The following is a 23,549-nucleotide window of genomic DNA, read 5'->3' as shown; positions in this document are numbered from 1 at the left end:
TGATAAAAGAAGTAATTTTACTTACTTTGCAGTATATCTCTATGGTTTAGTTTCACTTTATATTTATGATTTTTTAAAAAAGTCATAAGTTTTTCTGCAATAAAAACTGATCTATGCCTACCACCAGTACAACCAATTGCAATAGTCAAGTAACTTTTACCTTCTTTTATATAGTATGGCAAAGTAAATGTTAGTAATTTAGAAAATCTGCTAAAAAAAGCCCTAAATTCTTTTTGCTCTTCTATATACTTTTTAACAGCTTTATTTTGACCTGTTTTGTATTTTAAATCATATACATAATTTGGATTTGTTATAAAACGTACGTCGTATACGATATCTGCATCATTAGGAATCCCATATTTATATCCAAAAGAAACCACAGATATATTCAGATATTGCTTTCCAGACTGATTAATTTTTGCGACTACTGAGATAGTTCTTTTTAACTCACCTATAGTTAAAGCAGAAGTGTCTATAACTTCATCTGCAACTTCAAAAACATCTTTTATAATTTTTCTCTCAAGAGATATGCCCAAAGAAACAGACTTGCCTAAAGGATGTCTACGACGTGTTTCTGAATAACGCCTTAACAAAGCTTTATCAGAAGCGTTTAGGAAAATAACCTTATATTTAATTTTTTTATTTTTTAAAACAAGAAGAATATTTTTAAACTGAGATAGATCTTTACCTAATCTAGAATCAATAGTAACTGCAACATTTTTATATCTATCTTTATGTTTAAGACAAACATCTAAAAAAGACTGAACCATTGTAATAGGCATATTGTCAATACACTCAAACCCAAAATCTTCAAAAATTTTAAGAGTTTGACTTTTACCAGCACCAGACATTCCTGAAATTATATACATTTTAGTCATAAACTATTTCTAGAGTTCTTAGAGAGACCCTTTATTAATCTCTTTTTGTAACCTATCATCTAAATCTCTAGCAGTAAAATAACCTTTATCTTTAAACCTTTGATTTAAACTTGCAATTTCAACTAAAACAGCAAGGTTACGACCTGGCGCTACAGGAAGTACAACTTTTGGGATCTTTACATCTAAATATTCAGTATAAGAGTCCGCTAAACCTATTCTCTCATATTCTTTTGAGTTTTCCCACTCTTCCAATTCTATTATAAGTTCTATTTTAGACTCATCCAAAATATTACCTATACCAAATAACTTTTTAACATCTATTATTCCTATGCCTCTTATCTCCATAAGATGCTTAGTAACCTCTAAACCACTACCTACTAAAATTCGTCCAGAACGTTTTCTTATGTTTACAACATCATCAGCAACAAACTTATGCCCTCTTTTTACCAACTCTATAGCACATTCAGATTTTCCAATTCCAGATTTTCCAACAATTAAAACCCCAAGTCCATAAACATTTATCATAACAGCATGTATTGAAATTGAGGGAGCAAGTTTCCCATCTAAATAATATCTCATATCTTCAATAAATGCAGAAGATTTTAATTCCGTACTTAAAAGAGGAATATTCAAATCAGAAAAAATTTTGACCATTGCATCAGTAGGTTTTAAGTTTCTTGTTAAAATACAACCTGCCGATTTCTCATGAGAAAAAATTTTATTTAAAATATCCAATTGTTTATCATAACTTAAGGATTGTAAATATGTATATTCTATTATACCTATAATCTGTATACGTTCATATGGAAAATGTTCAAAAAAACCAGCGATGGCTAGACCTGGCCTGTTCAAAGCAGATACTGAAATCTTTCTGTTTAAGCCTCCTTGACCTACTAAAAGCTTAAGTTTAAAATCTTTGGCTTTTTCAGTAAGGAGAGTTTGTATATCCATCAGTTTTAATATACATCCTCTTGTTGTATAATTTTTACAACTTCTTCTGTCGTCTTAGCTTCTCTTATAGCTTGGCGTAAAAATTTATCCTTAAATAATCTTGAGATTTTAGATAACGCTTTTAAGTGCTGACCAACCACTTCTACAGGTCCTACTAGAAGAAAAATTATATGGACTAATTCCCCATCTAAAGAGTTAAATTCTATTCCCTTACGAGATATCCCTAAAACTCCCAATTGCTCTGACAATACATCAGTCTTAGCATGAGGAATAGCTACACCTTGACCAATTCCTGTTGACCCTAATTTTTCCCTTTCCAAAACTACATTTATAATTTCATCAGCTTTTTTTACTTTTTTTGTTTTCTCTAAATTATCTACTAATTCAATTATTGCTGCCTTTTTATCTGTTGCTTTTAAATCAACAATAATAGCATCTTGTTTTAAAAAATCCATAATTTTCATCTGAGTATCTCCTATTTTTTACTACATTACTTCATTAGGTTCTAAAAGAACTATTGAACCACTATCATTCCTGTAAAGCACGCATATTTTATCTTTTTGTCCGTCTTTGAACATATAAACTCTGTATCCTAGATTATCCATTTGACCAATAGCTTCTTCTATGCTTACAGGTTTTAAATCAAAACGTTTTATCTCAGCAATTTTTGTTATAGAATCATCCATAACATCATAAGAAAAAATCTCCTCTAAGTTTACATGTTCTTTTGATATCTCTTTTCTATGATCTTTTGAAATTTCTTTGTGTTTTTTGAGTTGTTTTTCAAGTTTGTCTGAAGCTAAGTCTATTGATGCATATAAATCTTCCGATTGATCTTTTGCTCTAAATGAAATTTTCCCTATATGGAAAACTATTTCTGTTATCTGTCTATTTTTTTCTACTGAAAGAATCACATGTGAATAGACATCATCTCCGTCATAAAACTTACCAAATTTTGAAATCTTTTTGCGTACATAAGAATCAATAGCATCTGTCAACCTCAGGTGTCTAGCTGTAATGTTAATCTGCATTTTCATCTCCTTTGTAGTACGTAAATATACAAAATTTGTTTATAATCTTTCAATGTTTATTACATTTTAAAGTTGTCACCAAGATAAACTTTCCTAGCTTTTGGGCTATTTAGTAAATCATAAGCAGTTCCTTCAAGTAAAATTTTACCTTCATAAATTATATAAGCTCTATCTATAATTTCAAGAGTCTCTCTTACATTATGGTCTGTTATAAGTATTCCCAATCCCCTTTCTTTTAAATCCTTTATAATTTTTTGAATATCGTCAACCGTAACAGGGTCAATACCAACAAAAGGTTCATCTAAAAGTAAAAATTTAGGGTCTGTAATCAAAGCTCTTGCAATTTCTAACCTTCTTTTTTCCCCTCCAGACAAAGTTGTACTCAATTGTTTGCGTAACTTTGTAAGACCAAAATCTGAAAGTAATGCATTTACTTTTTCTTCTCGTTGGGCCTTTGAAATTGGCAACATCTGAGCTATAGCAAACAAATTATCTTCAACACTAAGACCGCGAAATATAGACGACTCTTGAGAAAGATAACCAATGCCTGCTCTTGCTCTTTGATACATGGGCCAATCTGTTATTTCATCATTATTTAAGTACACACTACCATCATAAGGCTTTATAATGCCCACTGTCATATAAAACGTCGTTGTTTTACCTGCCCCATTTGGACCTAAAAGGCCCACAACTTCGCCTCGTTTTACATTTATGCTTATACCATTTACAACCATTCTATATTTATATTTTTTAAATAATTCTTCAGTTTTTAATATCATCTTTTTTATCTTCCATTTTAATTTTTCCTAAAACAGAACCCTTCATAACTATTTTCTGGCCACCTTTTTTAGAGCTAAAAAAAATCATTTCATCTGCCTCATATGTTTCTTCTTTCCCATCATTTAAAACATGAGCTACAGGTTTTTTATTGTCTTTTTTAAAAATAGTCCCTAAAGTTTTTTTATCAAATCTACCATTATCAGCATGAATCGTCCCAGAAGAAGTTATAACCACAACATCATTGCGCGCATCTAAAACTTGTTTATTTTTATCTATATAAATTTCTTTTGCACGTAAAACTAAAGGAGACGTAGAATTATTAACAAAATATTTTACTAATACATTACCCCAAATTTTTCCCTTTTGAATATTTGGATTGTAATTTGAGTATTGGCCATAAACTTCAACAGACTCTAAATCTTGAGTTTTAGAAAATAGTTTAACATTGCCCCTAGCTGAAATTAAAGATTTTTCTTTATCGTAAGACATTTCGTCAGCATTTACAACACTATTCTTATTAATAGCTACGGAATGCCCTTTAGAAATAGTTACTTTCCCTTCATTTTTTATTTCCATTGTATCGCCAGTTATAACAGTTTTTGCTAATAATTGGTCTGCAAAACAAATCCCCTTGTAAAAACAAAAAGCAACAATTAGAATATTAAACTTGGTCAATTTCTGTCCTTTGATTTTTTATTACGATATCATCTAATTTTGTATCAGACTGAAAGCTTGTACCATAAATTTTTTGACCTGGCTTTGTGATTTTGACATCTTGAGTACTATATATCAACTCTTCAGAAGCATTATACATTAAATCTGTGGTTTGAAGTTGCTCATTATATGCAGTATCTATGGTACACTCACCAAAACCCTCTATATCGTATGTTTCCATATTTATTTTTGCTTTTTCAGCAACAAGAGTAGAAACATACTCTCCATTAGTATAAAACTTTATAATAGGCAACTTTAAATTAGCAATTTGATTTTCTTCATTAATTGTTGCAGATTCTGCTTCTAAAATCATTTTTAATTTACCTTCTCTTGTTTGAGTAACAGTGAATTTTTCTATTGTTTGTTCTGATATGGGAGGAGTTTCTTCTATAATAACTTTTTTTTCTTTACATCCAAAAAATATACAAAAAGTAAAAAGAATAAAAACAAAAGTTAATTTTTCTAAGTTATTCATAAAAATATCCTTATTTGTTATTTTCTTCTTTGGGTCTTGTTTTCCATCTATCATGAAACCAAACCCATTGAGAAGGATATTGTTTTATATGTTTCTCCAAAATCAAAGAAGCTTTTTGTGTAAGATTTTTAACATCAGTATTAAAATCTCCAGAAGATTCTATTGTTAAGGGCCCTTTTATTATAGTTTTATGGTTATATTTATCTACCCTCTGATCTAGCACCAGCAAAATATCTGCTTTAGATTTCAAAGCCATAACAGCAAGTCCTGAAGGTGTCCAAGCTTTTTGTCCAAAAAAATCAACAAATACACCAGGAACATTTGTGTCTTGATCTATAAGCAAAGCGATAATCTCGCCTCTTTTCAAAGCTCTTAAAAGCTTTATGCCTGTATCAGAACGTTCTTTTAAAATAACTTTTACATTTTTTTTTGCTCTGTAATGTACAAGCATACCGTTAAGTTCATCTATATATATTTTCTTTGCAACAACGTTAAGTGGTGAACCTAATGCAGATATAGAAGCCGCAGCAATTTCCCAGTTACCAGCATGAGCACTAACAAGAAGAACTCCATTACCTTTTTTTAAACTTTTTTTTAATAAATCCACATTTTCAACTGTAGATATAGAATTTAAAAATTTAGAATCCATTTTTGGGAAATATGCAAGTTCAAAAAAATTTTTAGCTTCATTAATAAAAATTTCAATGATCAGTTTTCTAATTTCGCTATCAGTTTTTTGAGGAAAACAACGTTTTATATTTTTCTTTGCAATGTTTTTACCATCAATGGCAACCAAATAAGCCAAAACGCCAAAAAATTTACTAAAATAACCTACTGAAAGTTTGTACGGAATAAATAAAACTGCTTTTGAGAAAATTAAAGCCCCGTAATAATAACATCTCCTTCTAATTTTTGTAAAATTCAACATAAAAATTTATCCAAAACTTTTTCCCAAACCCCTTGGGATTTCATAATTATTTCTATAACCTCTCTTACAATGCCTTCTCCACCATTTAAAGCTGAAACATACAAAGAATTGTTTTTTACATCTTGAGTAGCATCTTTAGGACATGCCGAAAATCCAACAACTTTTAGAATAGATATATCTATAATATCATCACCAATATACGCGACTTCTGACAAACTTAAACCAATAACTTTCAGCATATCATTTAAAGCTTTCAATTTATCATTGCAATTTTCTACAAGGTAGTCTATTTTTATGTCTTTTGCTCTTTTTTGTACTTGTAATGACCCTCTGCCTGTTATCCAGGCTGTTTGAATATTAAGTCCACTTTTTGAAAGAAGATTATAACCCATTCCATCTTTAACATTCCAAATCTTTATCTCTTCACCATTATTAAAAATTATTATTTCTCCCTTTGTTAGAACTCCATCAACATCGCAAACTAAAAGCTTAATATTTTTTGCTATCTCTAATATATTAACCATTGTTGCTACTACTTACTTGTTTATTATTAAGCCAAGGCGTCAATTCTGGATTGATTTTCCTCATATACGGCTTCAAAACAATATTTAGTACAAAAAATGAAATAAGTAACAAAACAAAAACTGTTAAGAAAACCTTAATATACCAAGAATACGTTGGTTTCCAAACTTGCGGTCGAGTACTTTTTATTAAATTTTTTGACATTTAGCCACCTTGTCTATTGCTTTAATTGCTTTTATGAATTCTTTAAAATCTTTTAAATCTAAACTATTCGCCCCATCAGAAAACGCTTTATTAGGGTTATCGTGAACTTCAATAAAAAGCGCAGAAATACCAAGAGCTGTTGCAGCTTTAGAAAGAGGTACTATAAACTCTCTATTCCCAGCAGTATAAGTTCCTCCTCCTCCAGGAAACTGCACACTATGAGTTGCATCAAAAATAACAGGATATTTTGTATTCTTCATAATTTCTAAACCTCTGAAATCAACAACTAAATTATGATAGCCAAATGATGCACCTCTTTCTGTTAAAGAAACCTGATTATTTCCAAACTTTTCAAATTTTTTAATGACATTGAACATATCTTCTGGAGCTAAAAATTGCCCTTTTTTTACATTTACAGGTTTCCCCGTAACAGCGCAAGCTTTTATTAAATCTGTTTGACGCGATAAAAAAGCAGGTACTTGTAAAAAATCTACAAATTCTGCGACTCTTGCAGCCTGTTGTGGTAAATGAACATCCGTAATCACAGGAATTTTTAATTCCTTTTTAATTTTAGCTAATATCTTTAATCCTTCCTCAATACCAGGACCTCTGTAGGACTGCACTGAAGAACGATTAGCTTTATCATAAGATGACTTAAAAACAAAAGGGATTTTCAATTGTGAAGTTATTTTTTTTAAACTGACTGCCATTTTAAACGCATGATTTTCACTTTCTATAACACAAGGACCTGCTATAATTACTAATGGCTCGCTGTTCGACAAAAAAATATTCCTGCCAACCTTAACGCATTTATTCTGCATTTTATTTATATCCTTTTATAAACACCTTTCTACTTTTAAAATATCTTCTGGAGTGTCCACTCCTACAGAATCACTCTTTGCAATAACAACTTTTATTTTCTTGCCACTTTCTAAAGCTCTTAATTGCTCTAAATTTTCTGTATTTTCTAAAATAGTTTTTTTGTTTTTTGAAAACTCCAACAAGAAGTTTCTTTTGTATCCATATATACCTATATGTTTATAATAATTAGTTTTTATATTGTCTCTATTATACGGGATAGGGCTTCTAGAAAAATAAAGAGCATATCCCTTTTTATCAAAAACAACTTTTACAACGTTAGGATTATTTATACTCTCAGCATTTTTCATTTTAAACGCAGCAGTTACATATTCCAAAGCTTTGTCTTTTTTAAAAGATTTTACAAGTTCATCAATAAGAGCAGGATCTATCAAAGGTTCATCACCTTGCACATTTATAAATACATCGTACCTACTTAAGCTTTTTTTAGCTAAAAAAGCAATTCTATCTGTTCCACTTTGACAAGTTTTTGGAGTCATAAAAACATTAAAACCAAGGTTTTCCACAGCATTAAAAATACGTTTATCATCAGTAGCAACAGCTATAAAATCAACTTCTTTGCACATCTTTACTCGTTCAAGACTATGCTGTATAAGAAACTTGTTGCCAATTAATGCTAAAGGTTTGCCAGGAAAACGACTAGAGCCATATCTAGACGGTATAACAACAGCTGTTTTCATTTATAAAATTCCCCAATAACGTTCTTAAGTTCTTCTGGAGTTGTAGTAGCAGTACCTAATTTTGCCACAACTATTCCTGCTGCAAAATTTGCAATTTCTGCAGCGGTCAATAAATCTGCTTTTGCCCCAAGAGCTAATGTCATAGTAGAAATAACAGTGTCTCCAGCACCTGTAACATCATAGACTTCCTTTGCTCTTGTTGGAATATTTGTAATTTTATTATTTGACTCAATTAGAGTCATACCCTTTTCACCTCGGGTAATAACTACAGATTCAGAATTTAAAGTCTTTAAAATTCTTTTTCCTAAATTTGCTACCTCAAAATCTGTTTCTATATTTTTTGCATTCATTCCTTCAATTGCTTCTTTCTCATTCGGGGTCATTGTTGTTATTTTTTTATATTTTTTAAAATGCTCCACTTTAGGATCAACTGTTACAGGAATTTTGTATTTTCTTGCTAGAGCAATTGCCTTTTTTAAAACTTTTTGACACACAACACCCTTACCATAATCTGAAATTATAACAGCATCCACCTTAGGGATAAGCGACTCTATGCTAGAAATAAGTTTGTTTTCTGTACAACGTTCGAGTTGTCCTTTAACTTCTTTGTCAACTCTAACAAGCTGTTGACTTACTGCAATAATTCTAGTTTTTACTATGGTAGGCCTTTTTTCATCATAAACTAAATAATCAGAATTGACTTTTTTTTCTTTAAATAACTCTATTAGAACTTTTCCATTTAAATCATTACCAATTATACTTACCATGTAAGCTTTAGCACCTAGGGCTATTATGTTATTTGCGACGTTAGCCGCTCCTCCCAATACTTGCGTTTCCTTTGTAACTTCCACTACAGGGACCGGGGCTTCAGGAGAAATTCTTTTAACTTTCCCCCATACAAATTTGTCAATCATTGTATCGCCAATAACTAAAACTGACTGTTTTTTAAAAAAGTCTATAAGATTCAAAAGCTTGCTATTCATTTTCACCCCAAAACATATTATAAATAAGATTTTTTTTCTAAATAACTACAATAATCTTTTACTGAATCTTCTAATTCCATAAATGGTTTTGTATATCCTAATTTTCTTAAATTATCCATCTTAGCTTCTGTAAAATATTGATATTTAATCTTTAACGTTTCAGGCATATCTATATATTCTATGTTTTCTTTTTTCCCCACAGCAGAAAACATAGATTTGACTATATCATTCCATGTTCTTGATTTACCTGTCCCAATATTAAATATTCCAGTTTTTGAAGGATTTTTAAATAAAAAATACATAATTTCTACAACGTCTTTTATATATACAAAATCTCTTTTTTGCTGACCATCTTTGTATTCAGGATTGTAAGACTTAAATAATTTTATTAAACCGTCATGTAAAACAGTTTCATAGTTTTTACATATCACACTACGCATATCACCTTTATGATATTCATTTGGACCAAAAACATTAAAAAATTTAATACCTGTAGTCTTACTCAAATAGTTATTATTTAAAAGCCATAAATCAAACATGTGTTTTGAAAAACCATACATATTAAGAGGAGACAAACTTTTTATTTTTGATATGTCATCATCATAACCGTTACTCCCATCTCCATAAGTAGCAGCAGATGAAGCATAAATAAAAGGGATGTCTAATTCAAAAGCCCATAAAGCAAGAACTTTGGAATATTCATAATTATTTTTTATATAATAATCCGCATCGGATAAAATTGTAGAACTACATGCACCAAGGTGGATAATAGCTTCAGGCTTTGGGACTCGCCTGGTTATAACTGCATTAAAAAAGTCATTCTTCTGAATATAGTCATAATAATTTTTACCTAACAAATTTTTCCATTTTTCACTACCATCAAGATGATCAACAACTAGAATATCCTTTATACCCTCTTGATTTAATTTCCAAAGAAAGCAACTGCCTATAAAACCCGCTCCACCTGTAAGTACTATCATCAAAACCTCTTATATTTTCAAGTTATTTTATTTCCATATTGTATAAAAAGATACTAAAAAGTGTCAATAAAAATGACACATAGATATTATAACCTGCTGACTAGTTTTAGCCAAAAATATAAATGCAGTTCTCTAAAAATCCTAAAACGTATAATTGTTATGGATTTTTTAACAATGCATGGCAAAAATGCATGATTTATCGTGGATAAATATAAATTTTTAACGTAGCAATACCAAAAAAGCGCAGGAGGGATATATAGTAAACTTTTTATAGAGACCTGAATAGCTTTACTGTTATACAAAAAAATACTAAAATATGTCGATTAGAAAATATTATTTAATAATTGGAGATATTATGAAAAGTTTTTTTGTAGTTATATCTTTCTTTATTTTTTCTTGTTGTTTATTTGCTGAATCATATTCATTTTCAGCAAAAGATATTAAAGAAATAGACATCGTGATAAATAATGGAACATTAAATATAAAACCTGCAAATACCAACGATATAACAATTAATATTACGCCAAATAAGTCACCAAATATAGATAGGCAAATATCTGTTAAAGATAAAGAGCTGAATGTTTATTTAATTGATTCTGAAATTACAGATAAAACAATAATAAATATGACTGTACCTAAAACATCTAATTTAGAAATTAATTCTACAATAGCAAATATTAATATTGATAGGTTCTCTGGACTTTTAGATATAGATAGTACCGCTGGAAATGTAAACATAACAAACTTTAATGGAAAGCTTGAAATCGATAGTGTTGACACTCCCGTAAAAGCAAGTGGAATTTTTAAATCTCTAGACATAGAAAACTCTAGAGCAAATATAACTTTAACTATAGATAAACTTCCAACATCTTATAATTACAGTATTAAAGGTGGAGGTAATGTATTGTTTATACTTAGTAAAGGTATAGAAAAAGATAAAGTATCTATTGATTCTCACGAATTTGATGGTATTTTTACATTGAAATAATATCGATTCCTTAAACAAAATCAGAGACAGGTTCTAATAAAACAAAGATAGTAATAAATATTATTGTCTTTGTTTTAGGAACTAACTAAATGGTTTAAACAAGTTTACTTCTTTATTTGTTCATACTGTAAAGTTTTAGTAGTCATCTCAGTGATATCTTTAGGACCAAAATATTGTATAGGACCTGGAAAAAGATAATTTTCACCAATTGTCCATTTATCTCTATTTTTAGTAAACTCTTTAAACGGTCTACCTTTTAAATCTACTAATGCTTTTTGTATAACAGGTTTTTCTTTTCCACTTCTTTTCTCTATATTCATCATCATTGTTAAAGGAAGTCCTCCACATTCCCAATTCTTTGTAGGTTTTGTAAGGTGCTTTATGTAAGACATGTATCCGGTAAAACCGCTAAGTACCAACATTGCCGCATTGTAACCTAAAGCATATGTATAGTTTGCATCAAAATTGGACGGCATACCACAACGTCCCTCATATCCAAAAAAGTGCGTAATACTTGAAAATTTGCCTGTATATTGCCCATCTCTTTTCAATTCTGAAAGTTTCTTGCGAACCATTTCTATTAATAATTTTTCTGTTTCTATCAAGGATACTGCAACATTGCCGTGAGGGTCTCTTTCTGACATAACTTGAGAAGCAATACCTACAGGAAGCTCTAACATTAACGCTGATAGTTTTTCAGAAAGTTTTTTACAAACAAACTCTTTCTTGTCTTCCATAGAATCTAAGTTAGAAAACTCATCTTTATTATCTGACAAAATATCATTTAATGCAGAAATTAATTCTTTTATTTCTGGAATAAATTCTATAACACCTTCTGGAACTAAAGTAATACCAAAATCTTTACCAGCTTTAGAACGTTTAACTATAACATCTACAATACCATCAACGACTTTTGAAAGAGTCATATTTTTGGCTAAAATTTCCTCGCCAATTAAAACTATATTAGGTTGAGTTTTAAAACCAACTTCTAAAGTAATATGAGATGCACTTCTTCCCATAAGACGGACAAAATGCCAATATTTGCGTGCAGAATTTGCATCTCTGCAGATGTTACCTACAAGTTCTGAGTAAATTTTTGTGGCTGTATCAAAACCAAAAGAAGTCTCTATATATTTGTTTTTCAAATCACCGTCAATTGTTTTAGGAATACCTATAACGTATTTATCTATTCCCTGTTCTTTAATATATTCTGCTATCATCGCTGCATTTGTATTTGAATCATCACCTCCAACAACTACAAGAGCGTCAACATTACATATTGCAAGATTATCTTTTGTCGAGCAAAACTGCTCAGACGTTTCTATTTTAGTACGTCCTGATTGTATATAATCAAAACCACCTGTATTTCTATAATCACGAAGGACATCCTCTGTAATTTCCTGATACTTGTTGTTTAAAATTCCAGATGGACCACCTAAATAACCTATCAAGGTATTTTTCTTATTTATTTTCTTTAGACCATCAAAAAGACCTGCAATTACATTATGTCCCCCTGGAGCCTGTCCTCCAGAAAGAACAACAGCCACTTTAATAGCTTTATTTTTAAACGTTTTATTTTTACCCTTTTTAAATGTAACTGTAGGCAATCCATAAGTATTTTTAAAAAGCTCTTTAACTTTTTCTTGATCAGCTATTGATTTTGTTGATTTTCCTTTCACAATAGTCATGCCATTTAACCCATTCTTCAAAACCTCAGGTAGAACTGGCTTAAACTTTGCTCTTTCGATTTGCAACTCCGAGGCATTACATTGCTTTTTTAACATTTTTTCCACCCTTTACTTTTTATAAAATTACGTTAACAATATCTTCTGGACTTATCAAACTAATGTTATCTCTTTTTATTATAATATGCTTATCAAGAGGCATCGGGCCAACTTGCAAGGGATCTGTGTATCCAAACACTCCTACACATTTTGTGCCGACAGCCGCTGCTAAATGCATAGCCCCTGAATCAATCCCCAAAAACAAACTACTTTTCTTAAAAAATGCAGCAGTATCTAAAATGCCTCCCTGTACAATAAATAATTTAGGGTTAGTTTTACATTCTTGCACTATTCTTTTTAAATGCTTTTCCTCCCATTCTGCTCCAGAAAGAACACAACTAAAACCTTTTTTAGATAAAATATCTATAACTTTAACCCATTTACTATTCTCTAAACATTTATCTTGTCTCTTTTTGCTTGCTCCAACAGAGACAGCAATCGTTTTTGAAGAATCTAAATTATTTTTTTTAAACCATTTCATTACATTATTGATATTTTCTTGAGGAATATTTATTATATGTGTATAATCTTCTTGTATATTTTTTAATCCAATAGTTGTACCTAATTCTTTGTTATTAAACAAAGAGGGAATTCCTGTTCTTTTTACCTTTTTTGTTAGAAGAAAATTTAAAGATGCAGTTTCAAAACCAACTCGCTCTCTTATTTTAGAAAAAAATGCACGCAACAAAGATTTCGGAGATTCTGAAAACAAAACAGCTCTATTAAATTTTTCCTTTCTTATAAACTTTGTATCATACATATTTTTATCAAAAAAACCGTCAACCAAACCAGAGGCAACCAAAATAGGAGCTAGTCCTTGGTTTATTACAGAATAATTTTGAGAATTTAATTCTTCTTTAGCAGCTTTTAAAACTGGCAAAGAAAAAAGCAAATCTCCTAGTTGGTTCATATGAAAAAAAATTATTTTATCCATTTTAGTATCTCATCAAAAACCATATTAGGACTTATAGATTTTATATTTTTCGATTTCTTTTCATTTATAAGTAAAGAAAACTTGCCTATATGTGGAGCAGTTTCGTTAATATCAGATATTCCAAAAATAAAAACTGATGGAACACTTAAAACAGACGCTAAGTGCATAGGTCCTGTATCTGCGCCAACTGCAACACGAGATTTAACTAAAATACTTGCAAGTTCATCAATATTTGTTTTACCACACAAGTCTATAACATTACTTGACTTTATTTTTCCATAATTGTTATTTGAACCCAAAACAACAATATTTAAATCTGCATATTTTACTTTTAATAATGAACTAAGTTTTTGATAATTTAAAATTCCCCAATCTTTACCTTTCCCTCTAGCAAAAGGCATAAAGACAATAAAATTTTTCAAAATTTTATTGTCTTTAATAATATTGTCAACATTTGCATTAATTTTTATATTTACCTTAGGGTCAAATGACTGCCCTGTTAAATAATGGACTGTTTCTAAGTTTCTAAGAGTAGCATTAATTTCCGATTTTTGAGGATATATTTCTTTAATTAAAATATTGCTAAATTCCTTCATGCCTGGAACGCCAATTTTTATCTTAGATTTAGAAAATTTTGTAAGGATCGCGCTTCTTAAAAGACCTTGCAAGTCTATTGCTATATCATATTTTGTCTGTCTAACTTTTTTTAAAACATCAAAAAAACCTTTTAAATTTTCTTTTCTATTCCAAGTAATAACTTCATCTATATCCGTACAAATTTTAGGCAAAAGTTTCCAATCATCAAAAACAACCCACGTTATTTGGCACCCACGATAAGCCTGTTTTAAAGCATTAGCACATGGTAAAGCCTGTACAATATCTCCAAATGAACTTGGTTTAACAATTAAAATTTTCATATTTTAAATCTATAACTGTATCCTTATAAAAATCTTAATCCATATCTTTGCTGTACCTTTTTTGGGCACTACTGCGTTAAAAAATTTACACTAATTACACTCATTAGCTTTTTTAGACAGACCCAATTTCATTTTTATTGTTTCAAACACTTCTTTAACTGTTATATCTTTCATACAAATTACTGTTTTACAATTTCTATTTCTGCAAGGCTGGCAAGGTACTTGATGCTGAATAATAGCAGTATTGCCTTTATACGGACCTGTACGCTTAGCATCTGTAGGTCCTAAAATAGCAACTGCGTTAACATTTAAAGCTGTCGCTATGTGCATTGGTCCAGCTTCATTACCAACAAAAATCTTACACATCAATAAAAAAGCACACAATTCTTTTAATGTAAATTTACCTGTCATATCTACTATATTAATACCAGAATCTCTTCTTATTTCTTCATTTAGACATTTTTCACTACTGCCACCTTCTTTACCACCAACTAAAACAATATCTAAATTTATTTCTTTTTTTAGCTTAGCTGCAAGTACTGCAAATTTATAACTACTCCATCTTCTAGAAATCCAACCACCACCGGAATGAATACCAGCAATACTTTTTAAATTTATGTTCTCTTTTAACAACTTTTCTCTGACACTTTGAAAACTTTCTTCCGGTATATATATTGGATATTTTATTTCTTCTTTACATCCTAAGTATTTTGCTACCTCCAAATGACGTTCAACACAATGCTCGTTCGATAAAGACTTTACTTCTTTTGAAAATAACCAGGAAAACTCTCTCATCCCATTTGTAGATGAAGACGCTATTTTGAAATGCGCATTTGCAAGCTTTACAAGTAAAGCTGATTTTGCAAGTCCATGCAAATCTATACTTAAATCAAACTTTTCTTTCCTTAAACTTTTCATCAAGTATCTATAATATTTAAAAGAAACTCGTTTCCTGTGCCAAATGAAAATATTTTCTAAAATGGGAGTGCCTTCCAATATTTCAGAACACCTTTCATCTACAATCCAACTTAGTCTTGCATTAGGGTATTTTTCCTTTATAGCATTTAATACTGGTAAAGAAAATATTATATCCCCTATCCTGCTAGGCTGAACAATCAGAATTTTAGGAGCAGGATGATATTGCAAATATTTTAGTATATCTTTTCCCCAGTAGTACTCATCTGTAAATTTAAACAACCTATTTAATTCTTCTTCAACTTCTTTAGTTTTCTCGTCTATATTGTCATTACTGTGCACATAAATTGGTTTTCCATACATTTGTATTGTCTTTGAAAAAGGTAAAGGAATTATTGTTTTATCCCAAGCTTTTTTAAACACTATTTTATGTTTTGGAGAACAATTTATAGGCAAAAGAGGCATTTTAGTCTTTTGAGCTGTGTAGACAACCCCAGATTTAAGCTTATGATAAGGGCCCCTTGGCCCATCACAAGCAAAAGCAAGAGAATAATCATTACAAGCATATCTTATAATTTCTATTAAAGCACGGCCACCGCCTTTACTAGAAGATCCTCGTACTGTTAAAAAACCAAAATTTTTTAATAGGCTTGCTAGCATTTGGCCGTCTTTAGACAAGCTTACCATTATCACTATATTCCTATTTTGATTAGACATCATCATAGGAAATTCGTTCCCATGCCAAAAAGCATAAATAGAAGGCTTGGGATAATGAAAATCATCGTTTAAAGCTGTTTTTATCAAAGTTTTATCTATGACCTTAGCTAAAAATGTAATAATTTTTAGAAGAATTTTATTTGACATACAATTTGCTCTTTATCATATTTATTGTAAAAGCAACTGCACCTTTTTGAGCTTCTACAGTTTCCAAAGCATTCTGTCCCATACTTTTTAACATTTTATGATCTAATATAAGTTCTTTTATTTTACTAGCTAAATCAATAGAATCTTGTACTATTAGAGCTCCACCATTTTTTACAAGAATTTTAGATTCACTAGCAAAATTATCCATATATTTACCAAAAAGAACTGGCTTTGCTAGACCTGCAGGTTCTACAGGATTTTGCCCACCCATGTCAACCATAGATCCGCCAACATAACAAACATCTGAGATAGAATATATCTCCTGTAGCTTTCCAAAAACATCAACTAAAATAAAATTACTTTTGAAATTGTTGGAAGAAAACAAACTGTATTCTATATTTTTATTTTTAATAAAATTTATTATATCGTTGATCTTTGTAATATGCCTTGGTGCAATAAAAAATTTTACATTATCAAATTCGGATCTAATTTTACTAAATGCATCTATAATAATTTCTTCTTCGCCGTCTCGTATACTACCAGCTGTAAAAATAAAGTCTTCTTCTTTTAAAGATATAGATGATCTTTTAAAATCTGTAGAGAAATCTCTGTCGTATTTTATGTTCCCTGAAGTAAAAACATCATTGTTATTTTCTCTTAGTATTTTGAATCTATCAGAATCATCACTACTTCTTGCAATAATAATAGAAATCAAATTCACAAAGACTTTCCAAAAAAAACTTAGCTTTTTATAAATATTAAAAGCTTTTTCTGACATCCTACCATTTACAGTAACAACTAGCACATTCTTTTTAAAGGCTGTATAAAGCAATGTTGGCCAGAGTTCAGTTTCTACAATTATAATCATGTCGGGCTTTATCATACGAAATGCTTTAAGCATTATAGGATAAATATCAACAGGAAATAGAAAAACAAAGTTCGTTTTTTTTATTTTTTGAGCGTACTCTCTGCCCGTTTTAGTAATTGTTGTTAAAATTATATTATTATCAGCTTTTAAATTATCTAAGATAGGTTCAACTGCTCTCACTTCGCCAAGGGATGCACAATGTATCCAAATTGTAGGTTTGTCATGTTGTTTTATTAAATTTCCATAAAACGCAAAACGTTCAAATATTTTATAAAAAAACTCCTTCCTATACTTTTTATTAAACATAATAACTGCAACAAGTATAGGCAAAGACATTACAAACAGCATGTTATATATGACAAGGTATATTTTTAACATTTTTATTATTAAAACTTAAACAAAAGCAATACATAAAGCTCTATACTACAAAACTTTTATATATATGATTTTTTTAGTTGGTTTTTTTGTTTTTTCTTAGAAGGCATCCAATAAAACAATCCACAAGCAGAATATTTAGGCCTAAACTCTCCTGAGACTATATCTACATTAATCTTTTCAACAGGCACCATTTTTGAAAATTTACCATACATATTTTTATTTATTTCTTCTCTACTTGAAATTTCACAGCTTTCGTCTTTAGCTTCATTTGAAATAAGTCTTTGAATAAAATTTTTTGATTGCTCCAAAGCATCCATAGCTACTGCAAATACTATAGTAGAAGTATATTCTCCAAAAGCATTTGCATCTAATTTATACTCTTCTTCAAGATTATCACCAACAGTTACAAAAAACACACTGCAAGCTACAAATTTTGATAAAGTAGTATTTTCTTTAAACAGCACAGAATAGTCTTTCGAAAAAGTATCATAAACAGCCGACGGACGTAAAAATTTAGAGTATGCTCGACACCCGTGCTTTACAATTTCTTCAAATTCTACAGAAACTTCAGAGATATTATTAAGTTTTTTTACTACTCTTGAAATTTCTTTTATACGTAAGTTAACTTTAAAATTTTTTATTTTTCTCATTATTTCTTCTTAGAGTTTATCACGCCTTGCTTAATAGCCATTTTTAACCTATTATTTCTTCTCAATTCCCACTCATAAACTAAAGGGGTACACAAAAATATTGTAGAGTATGCGCCAAGAACAGTACCTATCACCATTATATAAGCAAATGTGTGTATGACCTCTCCACCAAAAAAGAATAAAGAAGTAGAAACTATAAACACAGTTAAAGAAGTTACAACTGTCCTTACTAAAACTTCATTTATACTTTTATTTATTATATTCGCAAAAGTTTCTTTTGCTCCAAACCTTAAATTTTCTTTAATCCTGTCAAACAAAACTATTGTGTCGTTTATTGAGTACCCCGCAACTGTAAGCAAAGCAGCAACTACTGTTATATTAATTTCTTTATTTACTAAAATTACAAATCCAAAAGAAATAACAACATCATGGATAATACCCAAAACAGAAGCAACTCCCCATAAACTAGACTTAAACCTAAAAGCAACATAAACAATCATACCCAAAAATGCAAAAAAGAATGAATATAAGGCTTGCTTGGAAAGATATTGTCCGACACTCGGACCCACATATTCTATCCGCTCTACCTTCATAGGGTTGTCAGGAAACTTATTTTGAATAGACTGACTTACGCTTTTTTCAAATTCTTCCTGTGACTGAAGAGTTTTTTTTGCTCTTATCATAATTAAATTTTCTGAAGTTTGAATTTCAAAAGATGTTATTTTAGAATCTTCTATAGCGTTGCGAAGATCTTGCAAATCAGTTAACTCTTTTTCAAAAGAAATTTGCATCATCATACCACCAGTAAAATCTATACCATAATTAGGGCCGCCTCTATAAATAAAAGCTCCTACTGTAAGAACAAAAAGGGAAATAGAAACTATAAAAAACTTATATCGACTACCTATAAAATCTATATGTGTGGATTTAAAGAATTGCACTTTATCCTCCGAGATTATATTTTAATTTTTAATAAGAAATTTTCTTTAAATAAAAATTCGTATATCAGTTTTGTAACTGTTATAGCTGTGAACATGCTTATTATAAGACCTATAGATAGAGTAACCGCAAAACCTTTTATAGGACCTGTCCCAAATTGAAACAAAAAAATTGCCGCTATAAGAGTTGTAAAATTTGCATCAAAAATTGTCCAAAATACTTTTTGGTAACCAATATCTACTGCAACTCTAGTTGTTTTTCCTGTTCCTAACTCTTCTCTAATTCTTTCCAATATAAGAACATTGGCATCAACACCCATCGCAAGCGTAAGAGCTATACCAGCTACTCCCGGAAGAGTAAGAGTAAATTGGAAATATGCCATAACAGCCATTAATATAATTAAATTTAAAGCAAGTGCAATATCAGCAATAATACCTGATGTTCTGTAATAAACAAACATAAAAATAAAAACAACAATAACGCCTATTAACGATGACATAAAACCTTTTTTTATCGAATCGTCACCTAAAGATGGGCCAACAGTTCTTTCTTCTATAACTCTAACAGGTGCTGGAAGAGCACCGGCTCTTAAAACTGTTGCTAAAAGTCTTGCATCCTCTGCATTAAAACTACCTTCTATTATTGCTTTACCATCTGGAATTCTATTTCTAATAACAGGAGCAGATTGAACTATTCCATCAAGTACTATTGCTAAGTTTTTTTCTCTATTTCTTTCTGTAATATCGGCAAAAATCCTGCCACCTTCTTTGCTAAACTCTATAGAAACTATAGGTTGTCCAAACTGTCCACCAAACTCAACTTTAGCGTTAGTAAGAGCTGCTCCAGTTAAAAGAGCTTTATCTAAAACATAATAACCTTCATTTCCCTTTCCCTCAAAAATAGAAGAACCTTCTGGTAAAGATATCTCTATTTCAAGATATTTCGAAGGATCTTCTCTATATTGAGCTGGCTTTATACCTTTATTTGTAAGTAAATCTAAAGCTCGCCCTGCTTCTTGACTATTATTTACTATTCTAAATTCAAGTAAAGCAGTTTTTCCTATCAAATCTTTTGCAGCTTTTGGATCCTTTATACCTGGAAGTTGAATAACTATCCACTTATCGCCCTGTTTTGCTATCATAGGCTCTGCTACACCAAACTGATCAATTCTATTTCTAATAATTTCTGTTGCTCTATCAACAGCATCTTTAGCTTTTACATTTTCTTCTAACTTAGATGTATCTACTTCTAAAAGAAGATGTGTTCCACCCTTTAAATCTAAGCCTAATTTCAAGATTTTTCCCAAAATAGGATCTTTTGCCTGTTCTGCTTGTTCTCTTAAATCTTTAGACATCATAAACCAACTTATAGATGGCCATAAGGTCCATACTGAAAAAGCTATTAGTAATACAGTAATCCACAACTTCCAATTAATTTTGCTCATCAGAGTAATTTCCTCTCATTTATTATTAACTCAAATGTACAATTAAAAAGTGGGCAGCCTTTCTACTCATGAGTACCCTTGGCATAAAAATTTCAAAATATTCTATAATCTGTGAAACTTTAGTGTTAATATTAAGATGAAGTGATATTATTTTCTTTTTTTTATTAACATCTAAAAAAGACTTCTCAACAGCATAATTTACTTTATCATGTATATCATACTTTGAAATATTCTTATTTCTAACCCTTGTTTTATGCACATCAGATTTGTCTGCTAGAATTAAAGCTGCAGCTATTGAATTGATAGGCTCACCAACTTCTTGTTCATGACTCCCTATAGCAGAAATTACCAAAGCTATCTCTTCAGGAGTAGCACCCATATCTTTAAGTATCCTCATAGCTATTAATGCAGCAGATTGGCCGTGGTCATGTCTACTTATAACGTTCCCAATATCATGAATATAGCCAGCTATTGCAGCAAGTTCTTGTATTCTTTTAGGATGCTCAAGACTACGTAAAATACTTTTAGATATGGAAGAAATTAGGCCAACATGTCTTAAACCATGCTCTGTATAGCCCATAACCCCTAAATTATCATTGGCAGTTTTAATGAATAAATTTACTATTGGAATTTTTTTTACATCTTCAAGCATTAAGCTAGAATATTTATTTTCATAATGCATTATATAAGCTCACAACAATAAATTTAGAATAATGAGGGTAACTTAAAGCTTGGGAAATAAAAATTTACTTAACTACTTCTGGCACTTTTACTTCATTTTTCTCTGCTTCTTTTACTACTACAGTGGAAATAGATTGTCTTGCAACTTGTATATATACACCATTTGCAATTTTTAATTCAACAATATTATTATCCCTTACAGCACTAACTGTAGCATATATGCCACCTGCTGTAATAACCTTATCATCTTTTTTTAAAGAACTTAAAAGTTTCTGATGTTCTTTAGCTTTTTTTTGTTGAGGTCTTATTAAAAACAAATAAAAAAACAAAAAAATAAGAATAAGTGGCATCAATCCACTAAAAGACATTCCAGCCGTACCAGCATCAGCAAAAACAATACATGGGAACGAAATCAAACCAAACAAAAGCACTGCTACATCAACTAATTTTTTCATTTTCACCTCATCCTTAGATTCTTCAAATAATATTTTTCAAAAAATTCCTTTTTTGACTTTAAAAATGTATCATTTTCCAATGACTTCCTTATTTTAGACATTAAGTTTATCATAAAATATATGTTATGTAAAGATAAAAGTGTTAAGTATAATGTCTCTTGTGCTCTAACTAGATGGTTCAAATATGCTTTTGTATAACCATTACAAGTTGGACAGCTACACTCTGGATCTAAAGGACTAAAATCTTCTTTATACTCTTTATTTCTTATATTTATTTTTCCAAAACTTGTAAAAACTTGCCCGTTCCTGCCATTGCGAGTAGGAATAACACAATCAAACATATCTACACCACGTTGAACTCCCTCCCATAAATCTTCAGGCATCCCTACACCCATAAGGTATCTGACTTTAGTTTCTGGAATTATAGGGATAGTATTTTCCAAAATTTCATACATATATTCTTTAGGCTCACCAACTGAAAGTCCACCTATTGCATATCCAGTAAAATCAATATTTAACATCTCACTTGCACTTATCCTTCTTAAATCACTATAAACAGATCCCTGAACAATTCCAAACAACGCTTGTCTTTGATAAGAATCCTCTTTATAAAATTCTACTTTACATCTTTTTGCCCATTTAAGACTAAGCTCCATAGAGTTTTTTGCATAAGAGTAATCGGCAGGATAAGGAGTGCATTCATCAAAACACATAATGATATCTGCACCAATATCCTTCTGTACTTGCATAGATTTTTCTGGTGAGAAAAAATGTTTTGAACCATCTATATGTGATCTAAACTCAGCACCCTCTTGACTTATTTTTCTTATATCGCTTAAACTAAAAACTTGAAAACCTCCAGAATCTGTAAGCATTGGTTTGTTCCAACTATTAAATTTCTGTATACCTCCAGCCTTTTTAATTATTTCAGTGCCAGGACGAAGATATAAATGATATGAATTTCCAAGTATTATAGATGCTCCTGTATTATGCAAAAATTCTGCAGCAATACCTTTAACACTTCCCTGTGTACCAACTGGCATAAATACAGGAGTATCTATAATACCTCTTGTTGTATAAACCTTACCTAATCTAGCTCTACATTCAGAGGATTTTTTAACTAACTGATAAGCCCCACATTCCATTATAAAAATTTATCCTCATTAATATACAACTCGAATTTACATTTTAAAACGTTACTAGCTTTTTCACAAAAAATTGTCCTAGCCATAAATATTTCAAAATAATCCATAACAGGACATATTATGGATTTTTGGTCCTTAATCTTTCACAACGCATATCAGTTTTATCACCAATAACCAAAGCTGCTGCAATCTCTGAAACTGGAGCAAAAGCTTTATCTTCATGACAACCAATAGCACTAGTTATAGCAAATACATCGTCATCATATCTATTATCATCAATGATATTTAAAAACATTACTGCACTACTTTGAGCGTGATCATTTTTTCCTACAAAAAAGCTATATCATGGAGCTAAGCAGTAATTTTTGCAAGTTCTTGCTTCCTTTTTTATTGTAACCTAAATCTTTTAAAACTTTTTGGGCAAGATTTGCGCAATACAAGGCATGTCCAAGACCATGTTCTTTATATCCCATAGTAGCAAAAGCAAAATCTGTATGTTTTAAATATGTTTGTATTTCTACCTTATCTTTAATTTCTTCAAAAGTTAATAGCTGTTTCATGTCGTAATTATAACAAATTTAG

28 protein-coding genes are annotated in these 23,549 nt (G+C 30.3%); 1 reads left to right on the top strand and 27 read right to left on the bottom strand.

All coding sequences use genetic code 11. From position 1 onward, the window contains the following. Positions 1-17: 17 nt before the first annotated feature. From rapZ to rfaD, 14 genes are read right to left on the bottom strand one after another with little or no spacing between them, the layout of a single operon-like run. Positions 18-878, bottom strand: coding sequence for an RNase adapter RapZ (rapZ, locus tag LBD57_RS05075; protein ID WP_373470251.1), 861 nt, complete (start codon positions 876-878; stop codon positions 18-20). Positions 879-896: 18 nt separating this feature from the next. Further along, positions 897-1,829 carry an HPr(Ser) kinase/phosphatase gene (gene hprK / locus LBD57_RS05070; RefSeq protein WP_373470250.1) on the bottom strand — a complete coding sequence of 311 codons (933 nt, stop codon included), beginning with the start codon at positions 1,827-1,829 and terminating at the stop codon, positions 897-899. A gap of 5 nt (positions 1,830-1,834) precedes the next feature. Continuing rightward, positions 1,835-2,293 (bottom strand): PTS sugar transporter subunit IIA, encoded by a 459-nt coding sequence (locus LBD57_RS05065; RefSeq protein WP_373470249.1) that lies wholly within the window; start codon positions 2,291-2,293, stop codon positions 1,835-1,837. Positions 2,294-2,314: 21 nt separating this feature from the next. Beyond that, positions 2,315-2,860: a ribosome hibernation-promoting factor, HPF/YfiA family gene (hpf, locus tag LBD57_RS05060; protein ID WP_373470248.1), complete on the bottom strand. Its 546-nt coding sequence runs from the start codon at positions 2,858-2,860 to the stop codon at positions 2,315-2,317. Positions 2,861-2,919: 59 nt separating this feature from the next. Then, complete coding sequence (gene lptB, locus LBD57_RS05055; RefSeq protein ID WP_373470247.1) at positions 2,920-3,639, bottom strand: LPS export ABC transporter ATP-binding protein; 720 nt, start codon at positions 3,637-3,639, stop codon at positions 2,920-2,922. Beyond that, positions 3,623-4,315, bottom strand: coding sequence for a hypothetical protein (locus tag LBD57_RS05050; protein WP_373470246.1), 693 nt, complete (start codon positions 4,313-4,315; stop codon positions 3,623-3,625). The genes lptB and LBD57_RS05050 overlap by 17 nt, the downstream gene beginning before the upstream one ends. Next, a complete protein-coding gene (gene lptC, locus LBD57_RS05045; protein WP_373470245.1) occupies positions 4,302-4,829 on the bottom strand; it encodes an LPS export ABC transporter periplasmic protein LptC in 528 nt (175 codons plus the stop codon). The genes LBD57_RS05050 and lptC overlap by 14 nt, the downstream gene beginning before the upstream one ends. Before the next feature lie 10 nt (positions 4,830-4,839). After that, positions 4,840-5,757 carry a lysophospholipid acyltransferase family protein gene (locus LBD57_RS05040; RefSeq protein ID WP_373470244.1) on the bottom strand — a complete coding sequence of 306 codons (918 nt, stop codon included), beginning with the start codon at positions 5,755-5,757 and terminating at the stop codon, positions 4,840-4,842. Further along, a complete protein-coding gene (locus tag LBD57_RS05035) occupies positions 5,751-6,281 on the bottom strand; it encodes a KdsC family phosphatase (protein WP_373470243.1) in 531 nt (176 codons plus the stop codon). The genes LBD57_RS05040 and LBD57_RS05035 overlap by 7 nt, the downstream gene beginning before the upstream one ends. After that, positions 6,274-6,483 carry a hypothetical protein gene (locus LBD57_RS05030; RefSeq protein ID WP_373470242.1) on the bottom strand — a complete coding sequence of 70 codons (210 nt, stop codon included), beginning with the start codon at positions 6,481-6,483 and terminating at the stop codon, positions 6,274-6,276. Before LBD57_RS05030 ends, LBD57_RS05035 begins: the two co-directional genes overlap by 8 nt. Further along, positions 6,468-7,304, bottom strand: coding sequence for a 3-deoxy-8-phosphooctulonate synthase (gene kdsA / locus LBD57_RS05025; RefSeq protein ID WP_373470241.1), 837 nt, complete (start codon positions 7,302-7,304; stop codon positions 6,468-6,470). Before kdsA ends, LBD57_RS05030 begins: the two co-directional genes overlap by 16 nt. Positions 7,305-7,319: 15 nt before the next feature. Beyond that, a complete protein-coding gene (kdsB, locus tag LBD57_RS05020) occupies positions 7,320-8,042 on the bottom strand; it encodes a 3-deoxy-manno-octulosonate cytidylyltransferase (RefSeq protein WP_373470240.1) in 723 nt (240 codons plus the stop codon). Further along, on the bottom strand, positions 8,039-9,025 hold the full coding sequence (rfaE1, locus tag LBD57_RS05015) for a D-glycero-beta-D-manno-heptose-7-phosphate kinase (RefSeq protein ID WP_373470239.1): 987 nt from the start codon (positions 9,023-9,025) through the stop codon (positions 8,039-8,041). Before rfaE1 ends, kdsB begins: the two co-directional genes overlap by 4 nt. A gap of 17 nt (positions 9,026-9,042) precedes the next feature. After that, positions 9,043-10,005: an ADP-glyceromanno-heptose 6-epimerase gene (gene rfaD / locus LBD57_RS05010; protein ID WP_373470238.1), complete on the bottom strand. Its 963-nt coding sequence runs from the start codon at positions 10,003-10,005 to the stop codon at positions 9,043-9,045. 355 nt (positions 10,006-10,360) lie between these two features. Between rfaD and LBD57_RS05005 the strand changes: the two genes are divergently transcribed. Further along, positions 10,361-10,993, top strand: a complete 633-nt coding sequence (locus tag LBD57_RS05005; protein WP_373470237.1) for a hypothetical protein — start codon at positions 10,361-10,363, stop codon at positions 10,991-10,993. Positions 10,994-11,097: 104 nt separating this feature from the next. On the opposite strand, the gene LBD57_RS05000 is transcribed toward LBD57_RS05005, so the two are convergent. The 13 genes from LBD57_RS05000 to LBD57_RS04940 all read right to left on the bottom strand — a co-directional run bounded on the left by LBD57_RS05000 (position 11,098) and on the right by LBD57_RS04940 (position 23,527). After that, entirely contained in the window at positions 11,098-12,777 is a 1,680-nt protein-coding gene (locus LBD57_RS05000; RefSeq protein ID WP_373470236.1) for a diphosphate--fructose-6-phosphate 1-phosphotransferase, read from the bottom strand. A gap of 19 nt (positions 12,778-12,796) precedes the next feature. After that, a complete protein-coding gene (locus LBD57_RS04995) occupies positions 12,797-13,711 on the bottom strand; it encodes a glycosyltransferase family 9 protein (protein ID WP_373470235.1) in 915 nt (304 codons plus the stop codon). Then, positions 13,699-14,628 carry a glycosyltransferase family 9 protein gene (locus tag LBD57_RS04990; protein WP_373470234.1) on the bottom strand — a complete coding sequence of 310 codons (930 nt, stop codon included), beginning with the start codon at positions 14,626-14,628 and terminating at the stop codon, positions 13,699-13,701. The genes LBD57_RS04995 and LBD57_RS04990 overlap by 13 nt, the downstream gene beginning before the upstream one ends. A gap of 90 nt (positions 14,629-14,718) precedes the next feature. Further along, the gene (locus tag LBD57_RS04985; protein WP_373470233.1) at positions 14,719-16,407 is read right to left on the bottom strand and encodes a glycosyltransferase family 9 protein; all 1,689 of its coding nucleotides are present in this window, start codon (positions 16,405-16,407) and stop codon (positions 14,719-14,721) included. Next, positions 16,397-17,653, bottom strand: coding sequence for a 3-deoxy-D-manno-octulosonic acid transferase (locus LBD57_RS04980; protein ID WP_373470232.1), 1,257 nt, complete (start codon positions 17,651-17,653; stop codon positions 16,397-16,399). The genes LBD57_RS04985 and LBD57_RS04980 overlap by 11 nt, the downstream gene beginning before the upstream one ends. Before the next feature lie 56 nt (positions 17,654-17,709). Then, positions 17,710-18,303: a hypothetical protein gene (locus LBD57_RS04975; protein WP_373470231.1), complete on the bottom strand. Its 594-nt coding sequence runs from the start codon at positions 18,301-18,303 to the stop codon at positions 17,710-17,712. Then, complete coding sequence (gene secF / locus LBD57_RS04970; RefSeq protein WP_373470230.1) at positions 18,303-19,244, bottom strand: protein translocase subunit SecF; 942 nt, start codon at positions 19,242-19,244, stop codon at positions 18,303-18,305. The genes LBD57_RS04975 and secF overlap by 1 nt, the downstream gene beginning before the upstream one ends. Before the next feature lie 14 nt (positions 19,245-19,258). Then, a complete protein-coding gene (secD, locus tag LBD57_RS04965) occupies positions 19,259-20,686 on the bottom strand; it encodes a protein translocase subunit SecD (RefSeq protein ID WP_373470229.1) in 1,428 nt (475 codons plus the stop codon). 25 nt (positions 20,687-20,711) lie between these two features. Further along, positions 20,712-21,368 carry a phosphohydrolase gene (locus LBD57_RS04960; RefSeq protein ID WP_373470228.1) on the bottom strand — a complete coding sequence of 219 codons (657 nt, stop codon included), beginning with the start codon at positions 21,366-21,368 and terminating at the stop codon, positions 20,712-20,714. Positions 21,369-21,432: 64 nt separating this feature from the next. Beyond that, positions 21,433-21,822 (bottom strand): preprotein translocase subunit YajC, encoded by a 390-nt coding sequence (gene yajC, locus LBD57_RS04955; RefSeq protein ID WP_373470227.1) that lies wholly within the window; start codon positions 21,820-21,822, stop codon positions 21,433-21,435. Between the two features lie 2 nt (positions 21,823-21,824). Further along, positions 21,825-22,967, bottom strand: a complete 1,143-nt coding sequence (gene tgt, locus LBD57_RS04950; protein ID WP_373470226.1) for a tRNA guanosine(34) transglycosylase Tgt — start codon at positions 22,965-22,967, stop codon at positions 21,825-21,827. 118 nt (positions 22,968-23,085) lie between these two features. Continuing rightward, positions 23,086-23,262, bottom strand: a complete 177-nt coding sequence (locus tag LBD57_RS04945) for a hypothetical protein (protein ID WP_373470225.1) — start codon at positions 23,260-23,262, stop codon at positions 23,086-23,088. A 43-nt stretch (positions 23,263-23,305) separates the two neighbouring features. After that, positions 23,306-23,527 carry a hypothetical protein gene (locus LBD57_RS04940; RefSeq protein ID WP_373470224.1) on the bottom strand — a complete coding sequence of 74 codons (222 nt, stop codon included), beginning with the start codon at positions 23,525-23,527 and terminating at the stop codon, positions 23,306-23,308. Positions 23,528-23,549: the final 22 nt, after the last annotated feature.

The sequence above is a fragment of the Candidatus Endomicrobiellum cubanum genome, assembly GCF_031278955.1.
Classification (GTDB): domain Bacteria; phylum Elusimicrobiota; class Endomicrobiia; order Endomicrobiales; family Endomicrobiaceae; genus Endomicrobiellum; species Endomicrobiellum cubanum.
This window is presented reverse-complemented; position numbering and strand designations above follow the sequence as displayed.

Excerpts from the sequence above, each read along its gene's own strand:
- kdsA (WP_373470241.1), bottom strand. The coding sequence starts at position 7,304 with ATGCAGAATAAATGCGTTAAGGTTGGCAGGAATATTTTTTTGTCGAAC.
- LBD57_RS04995 (WP_373470235.1), bottom strand. The coding sequence starts at position 13,711 with ATGGATAAAATAATTTTTTTTCATATGAACCAACTAGGAGATTTGCTT.
- yajC (WP_373470227.1), bottom strand. The coding sequence starts at position 21,822 with ATGAAAAAATTAGTTGATGTAGCAGTGCTTTTGTTTGGTTTGATTTCG.
- LBD57_RS04980 (WP_373470232.1), bottom strand. The coding sequence starts at position 17,653 with ATGTTAAAAATATACCTTGTCATATATAACATGCTGTTTGTAATGTCT.
- LBD57_RS05000 (WP_373470236.1), bottom strand. The coding sequence starts at position 12,777 with ATGTTAAAAAAGCAATGTAATGCCTCGGAGTTGCAAATCGAAAGAGCA.
- LBD57_RS04990 (WP_373470234.1), bottom strand. The coding sequence starts at position 14,628 with ATGAAAATTTTAATTGTTAAACCAAGTTCATTTGGAGATATTGTACAG.
- secD (WP_373470229.1), bottom strand. The coding sequence starts at position 20,686 with ATGAGCAAAATTAATTGGAAGTTGTGGATTACTGTATTACTAATAGCT.
- LBD57_RS04960 (WP_373470228.1), bottom strand. The coding sequence starts at position 21,368 with ATGCATTATGAAAATAAATATTCTAGCTTAATGCTTGAAGATGTAAAA.
- LBD57_RS04945 (WP_373470225.1), bottom strand. The coding sequence starts at position 23,262 with ATGTTTTTAAATATCATTGATGATAATAGATATGATGACGATGTATTT.
- hprK (WP_373470250.1), bottom strand. The coding sequence starts at position 1,829 with ATGGATATACAAACTCTCCTTACTGAAAAAGCCAAAGATTTTAAACTT.
- rapZ (WP_373470251.1), bottom strand. The coding sequence starts at position 878 with ATGACTAAAATGTATATAATTTCAGGAATGTCTGGTGCTGGTAAAAGT.
- LBD57_RS05065 (WP_373470249.1), bottom strand. The coding sequence starts at position 2,293 with ATGAAAATTATGGATTTTTTAAAACAAGATGCTATTATTGTTGATTTA.
- LBD57_RS05040 (WP_373470244.1), bottom strand. The coding sequence starts at position 5,757 with ATGTTGAATTTTACAAAAATTAGAAGGAGATGTTATTATTACGGGGCT.
- rfaD (WP_373470238.1), bottom strand. The coding sequence starts at position 10,005 with ATGATAGTACTTACAGGTGGAGCGGGTTTTATAGGCAGTTGCTTTCTT.
- LBD57_RS05005 (WP_373470237.1), top strand. The coding sequence starts at position 10,361 with ATGAAAAGTTTTTTTGTAGTTATATCTTTCTTTATTTTTTCTTGTTGT.
- tgt (WP_373470226.1), bottom strand. The coding sequence starts at position 22,967 with ATGGAATGTGGGGCTTATCAGTTAGTTAAAAAATCCTCTGAATGTAGA.
- LBD57_RS04940 (WP_373470224.1), bottom strand. The coding sequence starts at position 23,527 with ATGAAACAGCTATTAACTTTTGAAGAAATTAAAGATAAGGTAGAAATA.
- hpf (WP_373470248.1), bottom strand. The coding sequence starts at position 2,860 with ATGCAGATTAACATTACAGCTAGACACCTGAGGTTGACAGATGCTATT.
- rfaE1 (WP_373470239.1), bottom strand. The coding sequence starts at position 9,025 with ATGAATAGCAAGCTTTTGAATCTTATAGACTTTTTTAAAAAACAGTCA.
- kdsB (WP_373470240.1), bottom strand. The coding sequence starts at position 8,042 with ATGAAAACAGCTGTTGTTATACCGTCTAGATATGGCTCTAGTCGTTTT.
- lptB (WP_373470247.1), bottom strand. The coding sequence starts at position 3,639 with ATGATATTAAAAACTGAAGAATTATTTAAAAAATATAAATATAGAATG.
- LBD57_RS04975 (WP_373470231.1), bottom strand. The coding sequence starts at position 18,303 with ATGAGAAAAATAAAAAATTTTAAAGTTAACTTACGTATAAAAGAAATT.
- LBD57_RS04985 (WP_373470233.1), bottom strand. The coding sequence starts at position 16,407 with ATGTCAAATAAAATTCTTCTAAAAATTATTACATTTTTAGCTAAGGTC.
- LBD57_RS05035 (WP_373470243.1), bottom strand. The coding sequence starts at position 6,281 with ATGGTTAATATATTAGAGATAGCAAAAAATATTAAGCTTTTAGTTTGC.
- lptC (WP_373470245.1), bottom strand. The coding sequence starts at position 4,829 with ATGAATAACTTAGAAAAATTAACTTTTGTTTTTATTCTTTTTACTTTT.
- LBD57_RS05030 (WP_373470242.1), bottom strand. The coding sequence starts at position 6,483 with ATGTCAAAAAATTTAATAAAAAGTACTCGACCGCAAGTTTGGAAACCA.